Raw genomic sequence first — 15,355 nt, 5'->3', positions numbered from 1 at the left:
AAAATATTTTCTAAATTTTCAAATAAATATATTGTCAATTGCTAGTAAAGAATTTATATTATTCCTAAGATTCAAAAAATTAGAAATATAATAAAAAAGTAGGGGTGGGTCAAGAATGATTAGAAAAAAAGTATTATCGCTTTTTGCAACTGCAACTCTAGCAATGGGATTACTTGCTGCATGTAGTGGGGAAAAGGCATCTACGGATGACGGCAAAAAAGGTGATGGTGGCGCAAGTGTTATAAAAATTGCGACACAGTCTCCGTTATCTGGTGGAAGTGCAACTCTTGGTGAAGCTATTAAACTAGGAGCGCAATTAGCATTAAACGAGCAAAAAGACAAATTCAAAGATTTAGGCTTCGATATTCAGCTAGTTCCATATGATGATCAAGGGGACCCGAAAAAAGGGGTTGCCAACGCTGAGTTAATTGGAGCAGATAAAGCAATTTTAGGAGTTGTTGGACACTTAAATTCAGGTGTAGCTATTCCTTCATCAGTAACCTATGAAAAGTACAAAATTCCAATGGTTTCTCCAGCTAACACTGCTACGGATGTAACAGACCGTGGATTAGCTGCTGTAAACCGAATTGTTGCAAGAGATGACTTCCAAGGTCCTGCAGGTGCAGAATTCGCAGTAAACAAACTTGGAGCAAAGAAAATTTTTGTCATTCAAGATAAAACAGCATATGGTACTGGTTTGGCAGAAGCATTCAAAGCGGCTGCTGAAGAGTTAGGTGCTGAAATTGTTGGTTTTGAAGGTGTTACTGTAGGCGAAAAAGACTATAACGGAGTGTTAAATCATGTTGTTGCTCAGGCTCCAGATCTAGTTTATTTCGGTGGCTTATACTCTGAAGGGGGATTAATCATAAAACAAGGCCGTGAAAAAGGACTTGATGTACCTTTCATGGGTGGAGATGGTCTTGATTCATCTACATTAGTTGAAATTGCTGGTGATGCAGTGAAAAACACGTTCATCACATCAGTAGCTGGGGACACAACGGCTACTGAAGCTGGTAAAGAGTTCGCTGCAAAATATAAAGATAAGTATGGAAAAAATGTAGAATCTTATTCTGCATACGGCTATGACTCTATGGGTGTTGTGTTAAAAGGAATTGAAGATGCGATTAATGGAAACGATGGAAAGCTACCATCACGTGAGCAAGTTAGAGACGCTGTACGTGCTGTAACTGATTTCCAAGGTGTAGTTACAACGGTTACTTTTGATGATAAAGGTGATAATGAAAACGCTCAAGTTTTCATTTATGAGTTTACTGAAGTTGCTTATCCTCCAAAACAAAATGCAGTCATAAGCAAATAATTAAAGTTGGAAGAGGGTATGAACCATTTTCATACCCTCTTTTTTAAAAAAGGTACTTTTCGTTAGCAATGTTGTTCTAGAAAACTACAATCTTTGAGAAAACGGCTTTTAAAAAAAGGAAGGTGAAGGTGCACAATATGTTAGCAGAAATATTACACACATTGCCACAGGTATTAATAGATGGTTTAGCGCTTGGAGCTATTTATGCCATTGTTGCACTAGGCTATACGATGGTATATGGAATACTAGAATTGATCAATTTTGCCCATGGTGAGATATTCATGACTGGTGCTTTTATTGGAACCGCGATTCTAATCACGTTAACAGGATTAGGGTGGATTGCAGTTATGCCAGCGTTACTTGCTCTTTTGTTAGTTTTAGTCATAACGTCTGTTTTAACAGGATTTATTGGAATGGGGATTGAAAGAATTGCTTATCGCCCCCTGAGAAAGGCGCCAAAATTAATTACCTTAATTACGGCAATTGGGGTCTCGTTTTTACTTCAAGATCTTGTTCGTTTCATTACAGAGGTTAAACGTGGTAACTATATTCTAACTGGTCCGAGCATGTTTACTGATCGAGTTGAAGTAAAAACCTCCTCGGTATTATCTGTGTTTAATGATGCCTCTTTTAAGGAGTCTTTTATCATTGTTTTCGTAGTAGCCGCAATCATGATGATTACCCTAGATTTCTTTATTAATAAAACAAAATGGGGTACTGCGATGCGTGCAGTTGCTCAGGACCGTGATACGTCAGCGTTAATGGGCGTGAATGTTAATAAAGTCATTGGACTGGTTTTTTTCCTTGGTTCCGCATTAGGTGGAGCTACAGGTGTATTATTTGCGATACAATATGGCACGATTGATCCTTACATTGGTTTTATTCTAGGATTGAAAGCCTTTACAGCAGCTGTATTAGGTGGAATAGGAAATATAAGGGGAGCAATGTTTGGAGGAATTTTATTAGGAGTACTGGAAATGTTTGCATCAGCCAATTTAACACTAATGACAAACGGAGTATTTGGTGCTGAATATAAGGATGTTTTCGCATTTGCTATCTTAATTCTTGTATTATTATTCAAACCAGAGGGCATCTTTGGGAAAGTCGTAATGGAGAAGGTGTAGGTGATATGGGATGAAAAAATACATCGATCTAATGAAAAGTTATACCGACAAAGTAAAAGATAATAAATTAGCACAAGGTATCTTGCTTGGCACATATATTTTAGTCACTACACTTAGCCTTTATTTATCAGGTAAGTCAGTTATTGCCTTTTTGCTTTTACTAGCTTCTTTATTGTTACTACATTTTACTAAGCTTGGTCGAAATACGAAATGGGGAATTGCGGCTTTAGTCTTGGTTGTACTATTACCTCTATCAGCTAGCCAAGGAGATGCTTACCAATCGTATATGGAGGTAGGAACCCTAGTTGGGATATATGTAGCGATGGCACTTGGGCTCAATATCGTAGTTGGGTTAGCTGGACTACTTGACTTAGGTTTTGTTGCCTTCTTTGCGGTAGGTGCCTATACATATAGTATATTCGCAACACCTCAGGCAGCCAATTTCCTTAGCTTTGGAACCTTTCCACTTGGTGGGGAATACTTTTGGGTATTTATCCTAATAGGAGGCTTTGTCGCGGCAATATTTGGAATCCTACTTGGGATACCCGTGCTCCGTGTGAAAGGGGATTATTTAGCCATCGTAACCTTAGGGTTCGGGGAAATTATTCGGATTGTTTTTAATAATTTGGACAGACCTATCAACATTACAAACGGGGCAATGGGATTATCATCTATTACACCTCCAAAATTATTCGGTCTAACCTTTACTTTTCCAAGTCAATTTTATTATATTGCTTTAGTTATTTTAGTTCTTACTATATTTGTAGTAAGAAGATTAGAATACTCTAAAATTGGTCGTGCCTGGAAAGCGGTACGTGAAAATGATATTGCTGCTCAATCGATGGGCATTCATCTAGTTCGAACTAAACTGACTGCTTTTGCTATTGGTGCTTCGTTCTCAGGAATGATGGGTGTCGTCTTTGCGGCAAAACAAACCTTTGTCGATCCAACCAGCTTCACATTATTAGAATCTATTACAATATTAGTAATGGTGCTTTTAGGTGGAATGGGATCAGTACCAGGTGTTATTTTGGGAGCAGCTATTATGACGATTTTGAATATGCAAGTTCTCACTGAATTGACCAACTGGCTAAACCAACTGAGCTTGAATAATGTTATTAGCATTCCTGATGCACTTTCACCTGCTAAAATGCAACGATTTATTTTTGGAGCCATCTTAATTCTGTTCGCCCTTTATCGACCACAAGGATTGATACCTGCGAAAAATCCAATTTTTAATGCGGCTAAATTAAAAAATGGTTCTACACCTAAAGGACAGGAAAAACAAAAACAAGAAGTTAGCCTTAAAAAGGAGAGTGCAAGTTATGTCAATCTTGACAGTTAAAAATTTAACGAAGCGATTTGATGGACTTGTCGCGAACCAGGATATTAGTTTTGATGTCGCAAAGGGCTCGATTACGGCTGTAATTGGTCCAAATGGCGCAGGGAAAACAACCTTCTTCAATATGGTTACTGGTGTTTATAAGCCAACTGAAGGCTCGATTATGATGGAGGGTCAATCCCTTGTCGGCTTGAAGCCCCATACGATTTCTAGAAAAGGAATTGCTCGTACCTTTCAAAATATTCGACTGTTTGGGAGCATATCGGTTCTAGAAAATGTGATGGTTGGCTTGCATAATCACTTAAAAGGAAGTCTACTTGGAATCATGCTTAGCCTTCCCTCTAGTAAAAGAGAAGAAACTTTTGCTCAGGAAGAGGCGTATCGTATTTTGGAATATGTCGGTTTAGCTGAATTTTTAAACGATGAAGCACAAAGTCTTTCCTATGGTGCTCAACGAAGATTAGAAATTGCAAGAGCCCTTGCGACTAAACCTAAAATATTACTTTTAGACGAACCTGCTGCAGGTATGAATCCGAGGGAAACGAAGGAGCTCACGGACCTTATTTTTAAAATGAGAGAAGAACTAGATTTGACGATTATCCTAATCGAGCATGATATGAAGCTAGTAATGGAAATATCAGAGCATATTATTGTTCTAGATCATGGTGAGAAGATTGCCGAAGGAAACCCTGAAGAAATTCGACATAATCCTAAAGTCATTGAAGCGTACTTAGGTACTGGTGCTGCTTCGACAGCATCGTAAGGAGGGTATAGGCGTGCATATATTAGAGTTAAGGGATATTCATGCGTTTTATGGAGGAATCCAAGCATTAAAAGGCGTTAATTTATATGTAGATAAAGGTGAAATCGTTACCTTAATCGGGAGCAATGGTGCAGGAAAATCGACCACGTTAAAAACGATTAGTGGTCAAGTAAAACCAAAGCAAGGGAATATTTTTTTGAATGGTAAGGATATAACGAGTGCATTACCTCATGAGACGGCCGTTTCAGGAGTTGCTCAAGTTCCAGAAGGGAGAAGAATTTTCCCACGATTAACGGTGAAGGAAAATCTAGAAATGGGTGCTTTTTCGGTAAAAAATAAAAAGGTTGTAGCGGAAAGAATGGAAAAAGTATTTCACTACTTTCCTAGAATCAAAGAGCGCCTTAGTCAACGTGGAGGAACAATGAGTGGTGGGGAGCAACAAATGCTGGCCATGGGTCGTGCATTAATGAGTGGCCCTAATGTGTTAATGCTTGATGAGCCTTCTATGGGTCTAGCTCCAATTATTGTCGAACAAATTTTTTCAATCATTAAAGAACTAAACGAATCAGGGATGACGATTCTTTTAGTAGAGCAAAATGCTTATCAAGCTTTACAAATAGCTAACAGAGGGTATGTCATCCAAACGGGAGAAATTCTGATGAGTGGACAAAGTTCCGTTCTACTTAGAGACGATCAAATTAAGGAAGCGTATTTAGCTTAAGCAAAGTCAGGTGCGAAGCACCTGACTTTTTCTATGTATAGTATAGTTTTTTTAGAAAATAAAGGAAGGAGTAAGCCGATCGTGTAGGTTGTGAGGAGATAGAGATGAGTTATTTTAATATCAAATGACGTACATAAAACTTTTGCTCCAAAGTTAGATAATAACAGGGATTGGGCGGTTTTACCTAGAATATAGTTGTAATGGGACGAAACATTAAGGGGGGATTGGTGTGGGGCATCATCAAGTCATGTTCAGTAATGTGAATGAAATAGTGTCAGACGAGAAGCTAGATGAATGGTATAAATATCAAGTCAATCATAGGAAAAAGGTAGTCTATTTATTACCTTCAGCAAAGTGGCTAACAACGGCAAGGGCAAATCAGCCAGGACTAAGCTTCATGACGTTTGATGACCTGGCAGATGTTATTTTAAGAGAATTGTCTATAGAGTATTCAGTATTACCTAATGACTACCGGTATTTATTTTTTCAGGATGATTTGCAAAAAAATCCTACCGTATCGGATGTACGTGAAATACCTTACCAAGCTAAAACCTATGGTGATACATATGGTCAATTAAAGCGATTAGGATTAACGGTTCAACAATTACCTGAAACATTACAGTCACTACAAGCATCCTTTGAAAAATACGAGGATAATTTCATAAAAAAGAAGTATTTAGATTCAGAAAATAAACTAATTACCGCTATCAAATTGCTTAGAGAAAAGTATACATTTCCAAGTATAAATATTGTCATCGAAGGCTACTTAGATTTCACACCTTTACAATATGAACTTCTTATAGCGTTATTTAACCAAGACATTCCAATAACTGTTTATTTACCAAAAATAAACGCATCGTTAATTCAGCATACAACAAAGGATTTAGATGAAATCGGCTTTCATATTCAAGAATATGGTCCCGAACCATTCAAGAGAGTGGAGAAACAATTCATCATACAAGCGGTAAGTCCTGAGGAAGAAATCCATCGAATTTTAGATTTGATTTATGAAAAAAAACAATCATTAGGTAGGTATAATCAAATTGCCATTGTTTTAGCAAATGAAGCAAGCTTAGAAGAGCTAATGTCAATTGCAGAGGAAAAAAAGATTCCGATAAAAAGAGCGAAGAAAAAGTCGCTTTCGCATACATTAATCATTCAAACTCTCAAACAATTATTAGTAGAAAAGAAATCATCAACCAAATGGGACAGGCTAGAAGAAATTTCATCTATCAGTAAATTGCTTTTTTTGGAAGCGACTGAATATACGAAGTTGAAACAAATATTCATCGAAAAAGAACTAATTTGCATTGAAGAAGTGGAGCAAATACATAACCAATTTCAGCTTTTTATAGAAACAATCTTTAGTGGACAAACAGTTGTTAAACACTGCCAAAACTTTATTGGATTTTTACAAACTCTACCTTTATTATCGAGATGGAAGAACATGCTTTCAGAGAATCTTCATCGGGAATCGAGCTTGCAGATTAGTTTTGAGTGGCGAACGTTTGAAACGATTTTGTCATTTTTACAAAAATGGATAGTAGACCTAGAGAATCTTCCTTCCATTAAGATGGAAGGAACGCACTTTCTCTTATGGTTCTTTACTAAATTAGAAGGAGAAGAATTGTATTTGAAACGAACTCCACAAGATGGAGTTGGAATCTATACGTTTCGAGACATTGCTTTATTTAAAGGAAGTGAAATTTTTGTTTTAGGTTTAAATGAAGGTGTATACCCGCCAGCTTATTCGCTATCTGGGTATTTTCAACCTCAGCATTTAGAGAATTTAGAGATTCGTTATGGCGCTCCCACCGTTGAGATTTTTGAAAAAAAAGCCGAAGCTCTTTTCAATCAGCTAGAAGTACTTGCCGAGACGATTTCCTATTCCTATTGTATTGGTGTTGATTCACACGAGCCATTACTCCCGTCAAAGTATATTGCACCTTTAATAAATAGAGTAGAAAAGATCCAAGCCTCTTTTCAAAACAGAATTCAAATTCCTTTTTACGAAGAAAAACAAGAGCTCATGAATAAAGTAGCTTACCATATCGGGAGGGACTATCTAGTAAAGAATGCACCGGAAGAGCTAATGGAGAAACAAAATCTACTAATCACGCTTGCCATTGGTAATCATTCTTTGAGTGAACCATTAAGTGGTGTAAGGCGCTCGGTAACGGCCATTGAAAGCTATGTGGATTGTTCCTTTAAGTTTGCAATGGATTATGTGTTAAAAGTAAAACCAGTAATGGAGAGAGTTACTTCTGTTGATCGCCGAAAAACAGGTATTCTCCTTCATAATGTGATTGAAAAGTTTTATAAAAAAATTGGATTTATCGAGAAATCCTTTTTGGATTGTGCGAGAGAATTGACTGAGGAAAAAGATAGGATTCTTCTTGAAATTTTTGAACAAGAATGGGCTGGCTTAGAAAAAGAATTATTAATCGAACTTTCGGAAGTAGTGGTAAAGGAAGAAAAGCTTTCCTGGATGAAAAAAATAAAAAGATGGTGGGCTTCAGAGAAGCTTCTTTTCCAAAATGGCCAACTACAGAACATGCAAATTTATATGATGGAAAAGGGGTTATCGTTCACGTTAAATAATGACCTTGAGATCAATATTAAGGCAGACCGAGTGGATATTGATGAAGATGGCTTTGTCATTTACGATTATAAGTCAAGTAATAAAATGATTAAAGAAAACGAAGTGATGGATGGAAAAGTTCTTCAACTACCACTTTATCTTTACGCATTAGAGGATATTTTGAAAGAAAAAGTAGGAAGACCACTTAGACCTTATGGAGCAAGCTATATTAATATAGATAATCCAAAGAGCCGTGCCTCTAATAGTATGTGGGAAGCTAACGAAAGCACTCAAAAAAGATTCAATGTCCATTCTAAAGCGATGAAGGTGGAAATGAAGGATGGGGAACATCTTAATCGATTTGGTTTACATACAAAATTAAATGAGCTTGTAAAGGATTCTAAACAGCAATTTAGAGTGAATCCATATGGGACAAAGTCTTGCCAATTTTGTACATACCATGCTGTGTGTCGAGTAACGCCAGAAACGTTTGAAGGGGAGTGAGGATAAAATGGAAAGAAATATACAACAAAGAGCGGCTATTTTTAGTAAAAAACCATTCGTTACTGTTTCAGCTGGAGCTGGATCTGGGAAGACAAGTGTTTTAACAGAGCGTTATCGTTTTATCCTTGAAGAATGCTTACACTCCAATTCATTTGGGGCAAATGTGAAAGAAATCGTCGCATTAACCTTCACTGAAAAAGCAGCTCGAGAAATGAGAAATCGAATTCGGTCCCAAATTGAGAAAATGGTAGAATCCACTAATGGTGCCTCTAAACAATTCTGGATGACACAGCTTCAAGATTTTGAACAGGCAACCATTTCTACCTTTCATAGTTTTTGTATGAAGCTGTTAAAGGAATATTCGTTTGAAGCGGATGTGTATCCTGATTTTTCGTTGATGGATGACCTTCAATCCTCTCAACTGAAAAAGCAGGTGATCAACGATTTACTGGAAGAAGCTAACTATCTAGAAAAATGGCAGTCTATATATGTATATTATCCACGAAGTAAAATTAAAGATTTAGTTATTTCGGTTTATGGGAAAATGAGAGAATTTGAAACGCCTATACAACATTGGTTGTCTGAGGCAACTGTCCTGGACCAAAGTGTTCTGGAACAAGAAGTGTTAAATGTAGAAGCTAGTATCATTAACCAAATTGAACAATTTATGTTAGTGGCTATTGAGTATCGCAGTGGATTTCCCGCTCCTGAATCGATTACAAGAGCAAGCGCTGTGCAAGCTAGATTAAAAGAAATAATCGATATCTTAGATTCTCCCTTTACTGGGGCGTTAAACTGGTATCAATCTATCATCAAAATCAATGTACCAAATACAGCAGAAAAACATGCACCAGCTCTTTATCAATTTTATAAACACGAGTTACTCCCTTTTAAAGAGGAAATCAATCGTCAACTTATGCAAATAGCCGTTTTCAAAAAACAGTTATTATCAAATGATCAAATAGGAATCATGAATGAAATCATGAAGGTATTTGCGGATATTCTCCTCCATTTTGATCAGGTTTACACTCGTGAAAAACGTGCGTTGAATGTTTTGGACTTTTCCGATTTACAACAAAAAGCCATTTCGTTATTGGAAAACGAGCATATTCAAGAACTTTGTCGAAAGCAATATAAGCATTTTTTGCTAGATGAAGTTCAAGATACGAACCATTTGCAAATGAGTTTACTAGAGAGAATTAACCCAACCTATCGATTCATTGTGGGTGATGGTAAACAGTCTATTTATCGATTCAGAGGAGCGGATGTTGGCTTAATTAAGCAAATGTCTGAGCTAGCAAAAAAGGACAGTGAAAATGGAGAGTATATAAACCTGTATATTAATTACAGAACATGTGCGAGTATTATTGATTTTGTTAACTTAACATTTGAGCAGCTAATGAAGGTGGATCTGTCAGAAGTACAAATTCCTTATAAAATTCAGTATGAAAAGTTAGAAAGTGCTCGTACTGGAGATAGGGAACAAGAGAACCGAGTTGAATTGTACGTGGCATCTGATAAAGATTCTGAATATCAATTTATTGCTAATCGAATTGTTGAAATGAAGAAAACGAAACAAGAAATATATGATAAGGATACAAAAGTATGGAGAAATTTGGATTGGCATGACATAGCCATCCTTATTCCAACGAGAACAAATTTATTAAAGCTTGAAAGAGAGCTTCAGATTAAAAATATTCCTTATACGGTTTACGGTGGATTAGGTTTTTATGATCAGCCAGAAGTGCGTGATATGATCATGTTATTGCAATGGTTAAACCGTCCGTATGAAGAGCTTTATATTTTTGCATTTCTAAAGAGCCCATTAATCAGCCTAACACTCGATGATTTATATAAAATAAAACAATCTAGTAAAAAGGATGTAGCAAGCTATTTATATCAACATCACTTTATCAACGATCACTCACTAAGCGATAATGCTAAACAAGCATTAATGAAATTCAGCCGATTTTTTTTAGAGTATATCCCTTTTATTCCAAGTGCCGGTATCAAAACAAGTTTACGGCAACTTTTTCAAAAAAGTGGTTTGGAATCAATTTGTTTACTTCAGAAAAACAATGTACAGCGAGTCCGTAACGTAGAGAAATTAATTGATATTTTGGCTAGCTTTAACACCTTTTCACTCGAAGAAATGATTAATCGGTTAACGGTTGTGATGGATTTTTCCGAAAAAGAAGGAAATGCAGAGGTTGAGCTTACAGATGAGAATTCCCTTCACATAATGACCGTGCATGCTTCAAAAGGGCTTGAATTTCCTATCGTGTTTGTAACAAATCTAAATGGAACACCAAGGGCAGATTCAGGAGATGTTAGATTTGATGAAACAATTGGTCTTGTCGCAAAGTGTAAAGTAGAAAATGAGGTAGACTTACTAGCGAGTCCTATTGAAATTAAGCCATTGAGTTTTAGCCAGACCGAGGAAATTAGTAAAAGGCAAGGGGAAGAGGAATGGAAACGACTGTTCTATGTAGCCGTAACAAGAGCAAGGGACTATCTTGTTTTAACAGCTCATGGACAGGGGAGAGGGTCTTGGTTAGATCAATTAAATACGGTCATGGAAATGGATAATCTGTTACAAAATAAAATAAAAATGATCGATACGTTCCAGAATGAAGAAAGAGTTGTCCTCAATCGAAAGGAATATGAGCTTCCGAATTACCAAATGCGGGAGGATTTGCCTGTTTCTTTCTCAGTGTCAGAAGTAACGAGTTTTATTCATGATCCGTCTTCCTATTATAGGAAGCATGTATTAAAGCTAGATGTTAACTTAGATGAAGAGGAAGGCCAAAAGGAATATGATGAATGGTTAGACGAAGAAACGCCTAAATATAGTCCCGCTATTCTAGGAACACTCGTTCATCGAGCATGCGAACTTATTGATCTTGGATATCAAAATAACGACGCAATGAACTTAGCTTTAAGAGAAATGTCTCTTCGTGAAGATGAACAACCGTTGTATTTAGATAAACTATCGATGTTTTTACAGCATTATGAAAGGAGTCAAGATAAGCTTGGAGATCCAATCGCCAATGAATGGAAATTTACCTTGGATATTGATGGAGTGTCCATTATAGGTGAAATTGATAAGGTCGTTAAAACAGAAATCAGTTATCATGTGATAGATTTAAAGACAAATTATATAACCGAAGACAATATCCATACTCTAATAGAGTACTACAAACCACAGCTCTATTTATACAAACTAGCCTATGAAAATAAAAATGATGTTACGATAAAATCTATGAAACTCTTCTTCCTACGAAATGAAGAAAATGGAATTTACGATATTCCATTTGAAATAGAATACGAGAACCATCTAAAAGAACAAATAAGAAAAATGGCAAAACTTTAATTTGGTAAAGAACAGAACATACCTTGGTTCAAGGAGTAGTATTTTCGCAATGAGATGAAACAGCCTGATTCTTGGCTATCTATTTTACGACAGAAGGAATTGTGGTGAGCTAAGTTGAAATCAATTATTATTGGGATTTGTGCATCCTTCTTTTTTGCTTTTACATTTGTCCTTAATGCATCGATGGAGTTGACTGGTGGTAGTTGGATTTGGAGTGCCTCACTCCGCTATATCTTTATGGTCCCTTTTCTTTTGTGTATTGTCATCATAAGAAAGAATTTGCGACCACTCTTAAAAGAAATGAGAGAAAAACCAGGACCATGGATGATATGGAGCTTCGTTGGCTTCGGGTTATTTTACGCACCATTATGTTTTGCCGCTGCGTATTCACCTGGTTGGCTGATTGCTGGTACATGGCAAATAACCATTATTTCAGGTGCATTACTTGCACCGTTATTCTTTGAAACGGTACAAACAAAGAATGGACCATTAAAAGTAAGAGGGAAAATTCCCTATAGAGGTCTAATCATGTCCATGATCATAGTGTTAGGTATTGTCCTCATGCAAATGGAACATGCAAAGGAACTTTCTTTTGAAATTCTATTATTAGGAGCTGTTCCCATTTTACTAGCTTCATTTGCCTATCCTTTAGGAAATCGTAAAATGATGGATATATGTGAAGGGCGTTTAGATGCTTATCAACGTGTGTTAGGAATGACATTAGCGAGTCTCCCATTCTGGTTTTTACTTTCCTTGTATGGCTTGTTTACAGTCGGACTACCAAGCAAAGGGCAAAGTATTCAGTCCTTGTTAGTGGCACTTTTTTCTGGGGTCATTGCTACTGTCTTATTTTTCATGGCCACAGATAAGGTAAGAGGAAATATGCAAAAGTTAGCTGCGGTTGAGGCAACACAATCATTTGAAGTGGTTTTTGCTTTAATGGGGGAAATGATTATTCTGTCTATCCCACTTCCTTCATCATTCTCTTGGATAGGTATTTTTATTGTTATCGTTGGAATGATTTTGCATAGTTATGTTTCAAACAGAAGAGTCGAGAGTTTTGTAACAACAACAAAAGGAGCATAGGTTGGTTTAATAGTATTTAAATCATTATAGTATTGACACGAATAATATAATATGGTTTAAAATAATATTGAATTAGCACTCGAATAGGTGGAGTGCTAATAAACATGGAAAGGAGATTTTTTATGTCAAAAATACAGTTTAAAGCAGAATCTAAACGATTACTTGAAATGATGATTAATTCTATTTATACTCACAAAGAAGTTTTTCTAAGAGAGTTAATATCGAATGCAAGTGATGCCATTGATAAACTCTATTATAAAGCGTTAACAGATGATTCTATAAATTTTGAACAAGAAAATTACTACATAAAAGTAGTTCCGAACAAAGAAAACCGGACATTAACGATCACGGACTCTGGGATAGGAATGACGAAGGAAGAGTTAGAAAACAATCTTGGAACGATTGCTAAAAGTGGATCATTAGCATTTAAAAAAGAAAATGAATTGAAAGATGGCTACGATATTATCGGTCAGTTTGGTGTAGGATTCTATGCAGCATTTATGGTTGCTGATGTCGTTACGGTTGTAAGTAAAGCTCTAAACAGTGATCAGGCTTATAAATGGGAATCTGAGGGTGCTGAGGGATATACAATCGAGCCAATAGAAAAAGACTCAGTCGGCACCGAAATTATTTTAAAAATTAAAGAGACTACAGAAGATGAAAGTTATGATGAGTATTTAGATGAATATAGATTAAAATCGATTATCAAAAAATATTCTGATTTCATACGTTATCCAATTAAAATGGATATTTCCGGTAGAAGACCGAAAGAAGATAGTGAGACTGAATTTGAGGATTATCAAGAAGAGCAAATTATCAATAGTATGGTACCAATCTGGAGAAAAAATAAAAATGAACTTACCGATGAGGATTACCAAAAATTCTATGAGGAAAAGCATTATGGATTTGATAAGCCACTTAAACATGTTCATATCTCAGTCGATGGAACGATAAGATATAATTCGATTCTTTACATTCCTGAGAAAATTCCATTTGATTTCTATTCAAAGGAATTTGAAAAAGGGTTAGAGTTATATTCAAATGGTGTTTTAATTATGAATAAGTGTGCGGACTTACTTCCGGATTATTTTAGTTTTGTCAAAGGGATGGTAGACTCAGAAGATCTATCTCTTAATATTTCGCGGGAGATTTTACAGCACGATCGTCAATTGAAGCTTATCGCGAAAAACATTAATAAAAAAATCAAAAGTGAATTAGTAGCACTATTAAGAAATGATCGCGAAAAATATGAGGAATTCTACAACTCATTTGGTCGACAATTAAAATACGGAGTTTATAGTGATTACGGAACTCATAAAGATGAACTGCAGGATTTATTAATGTTTTACTCTTCTAAAGAGGGCAAGTTAGTAACATTGGATGAGTATGTATCTAGAATGTCAGAGGAGCAAAAATATATTTATTATGCTTCTGGGGAGTCCATTGAAAGAATTGAAAAGCTTCCACAAACAGAGTTGGTTTCTGAAAAAGGCTTTGAAATTTTATATTTTACAGATGATATAGATGAGTTCGCCATCCGCATGCTAATGAACTATAAAGAAAAAGAATTCAAATCGGTTTCAAGTGGAGACTTAGGTATTGAAGCAGACGAAAACGAAACAGAAAAGGACTCTGTAGAATATAAAGACCTATTTGACCATATGAAGAATACTTTAGCAGGGAAAGTAAAGGATGTACGAGTGTCAAAAAGATTAAAAACCCATCCAGTTTGTCTTGCAACTGACGGTGAATTAACGATTGAAATGGAAAAAATTCTTAGCATGATGCCAGACAATCAAAATATTAAGGCAGACAAAATCTTAGAAATTAATCCAAATCATGAAGTATTCAAATCATTACAAAACTCATTTGAAAATGACAAAGAAAAATTAACGCTATACACAACTTTGTTATACAACCAAGCATTACTTATTGAAGGACTTCCAATCAACGATCCCGTTGAATTTACAAACGACATCTGCAAAATAATGGTTTAATGCTTCAAAGCGCTGGGGTTCCTGGCGCTTTGTTGAGTTTAGATTTCAAATTTTTAAAGGTATAAATGTTCAAGTGAAGCGTGAACAGAAAAAATGTAGTGAATAGTACTAGAGATCAGCTTACTGATTGGGGAAATTTACATTTGAAGTACTAGCAATAATTATGGTATCTTATTTTTCTACCTTCCCATTATCTTTCGGAGGGAGATTGAAGAAACATTTATTAAAAAATAATTTCAAAAGAAGTTGACTTCTGCGAAATTGGATGTTATATTAATATATGTCGCCGAGACGAAATAACGGAAAAACAATTTAATGTCATTTCGTAGAAGTTGACAAAAACGAAAAAATATAATAATATAGATTTTGTAACAAATTGCTCTTTGAAAACTAAACAACCAAACAATAACAAATTAAGTGAAAACTTTCTTTTAGGAAGTTGGAACTAAGCCAGAGTAAACTTTATGAGCTAATCAAACACTTTATTGGAGAGTTTGATCCTGGCTCAGGACGAACGCTGGCGGCGTGCCTAATACATGCAAGTCG

9 protein-coding genes and 1 rRNA gene are annotated in these 15,355 nt (G+C 35.9%); all 10 read left to right on the top strand.

The window, feature by feature from the left end; genetic code table 11:
- The first annotated feature begins 115 nt into the window (after positions 1-115).
- The gene (locus tag LRP83_RS12045) at positions 116-1,318 is read left to right on the top strand and encodes a branched-chain amino acid ABC transporter substrate-binding protein (RefSeq protein WP_230496941.1); all 1,203 of its coding nucleotides are present in this window, start codon (positions 116-118) and stop codon (positions 1,316-1,318) included.
- Between the two features lie 137 nt (positions 1,319-1,455).
- A complete protein-coding gene (locus LRP83_RS12040) occupies positions 1,456-2,442 on the top strand; it encodes a branched-chain amino acid ABC transporter permease (RefSeq protein ID WP_230496940.1) in 987 nt (328 codons plus the stop codon).
- A gap of 31 nt (positions 2,443-2,473) precedes the next feature.
- Complete coding sequence (locus tag LRP83_RS12035) at positions 2,474-3,787, top strand: branched-chain amino acid ABC transporter permease (protein ID WP_230497034.1); 1,314 nt, start codon at positions 2,474-2,476, stop codon at positions 3,785-3,787.
- Complete coding sequence (locus tag LRP83_RS12030; RefSeq protein ID WP_230496939.1) at positions 3,768-4,547, top strand: ABC transporter ATP-binding protein; 780 nt, start codon at positions 3,768-3,770, stop codon at positions 4,545-4,547. Before LRP83_RS12035 ends, LRP83_RS12030 begins: the two co-directional genes overlap by 20 nt.
- Positions 4,548-4,560: 13 nt before the next feature.
- The gene (locus LRP83_RS12025; RefSeq protein WP_230496938.1) at positions 4,561-5,268 is read left to right on the top strand and encodes an ABC transporter ATP-binding protein; all 708 of its coding nucleotides are present in this window, start codon (positions 4,561-4,563) and stop codon (positions 5,266-5,268) included.
- Between the two features lie 229 nt (positions 5,269-5,497).
- Positions 5,498-8,353, top strand: coding sequence for a PD-(D/E)XK nuclease family protein (locus LRP83_RS12020; RefSeq protein WP_230496937.1), 2,856 nt, complete (start codon positions 5,498-5,500; stop codon positions 8,351-8,353).
- A 7-nt stretch (positions 8,354-8,360) separates the two neighbouring features.
- On the top strand, positions 8,361-11,726 hold the full coding sequence (locus tag LRP83_RS12015; protein WP_230496936.1) for a UvrD-helicase domain-containing protein: 3,366 nt from the start codon (positions 8,361-8,363) through the stop codon (positions 11,724-11,726).
- A gap of 114 nt (positions 11,727-11,840) precedes the next feature.
- Complete coding sequence (locus LRP83_RS12010) at positions 11,841-12,812, top strand: DMT family transporter (protein ID WP_230496935.1); 972 nt, start codon at positions 11,841-11,843, stop codon at positions 12,810-12,812.
- A gap of 122 nt (positions 12,813-12,934) precedes the next feature.
- Positions 12,935-14,809 (top strand): molecular chaperone HtpG, encoded by a 1,875-nt coding sequence (htpG, locus tag LRP83_RS12005; RefSeq protein WP_230496934.1) that lies wholly within the window; start codon positions 12,935-12,937, stop codon positions 14,807-14,809.
- A gap of 482 nt (positions 14,810-15,291) precedes the next feature.
- Positions 15,292-15,355: ribosomal RNA gene (locus LRP83_RS12000) — 16S ribosomal RNA — on the top strand; the annotation flags it as partial.

This window comes from Pseudoneobacillus rhizosphaerae (assembly GCF_917563885.1).
Lineage (GTDB): Bacteria > Bacillota > Bacilli > Bacillales > Cytobacillaceae > Pseudoneobacillus > Pseudoneobacillus rhizosphaerae.
This window is presented reverse-complemented; position numbering and strand designations above follow the sequence as displayed.

Coding starts and splice junctions, on each gene's coding strand:
- LRP83_RS12045 (WP_230496941.1), top strand. CDS start 116: ATGATTAGAAAAAAAGTATTATCGCTTTTTGCAACTGCAACTCTAGCA.
- LRP83_RS12040 (WP_230496940.1), top strand. CDS start 1,456: ATGTTAGCAGAAATATTACACACATTGCCACAGGTATTAATAGATGGT.
- LRP83_RS12035 (WP_230497034.1), top strand. CDS start 2,474: ATGAAAAGTTATACCGACAAAGTAAAAGATAATAAATTAGCACAAGGT.
- LRP83_RS12030 (WP_230496939.1), top strand. CDS start 3,768: ATGTCAATCTTGACAGTTAAAAATTTAACGAAGCGATTTGATGGACTT.
- LRP83_RS12015 (WP_230496936.1), top strand. CDS start 8,361: ATGGAAAGAAATATACAACAAAGAGCGGCTATTTTTAGTAAAAAACCA.
- htpG (WP_230496934.1), top strand. CDS start 12,935: ATGTCAAAAATACAGTTTAAAGCAGAATCTAAACGATTACTTGAAATG.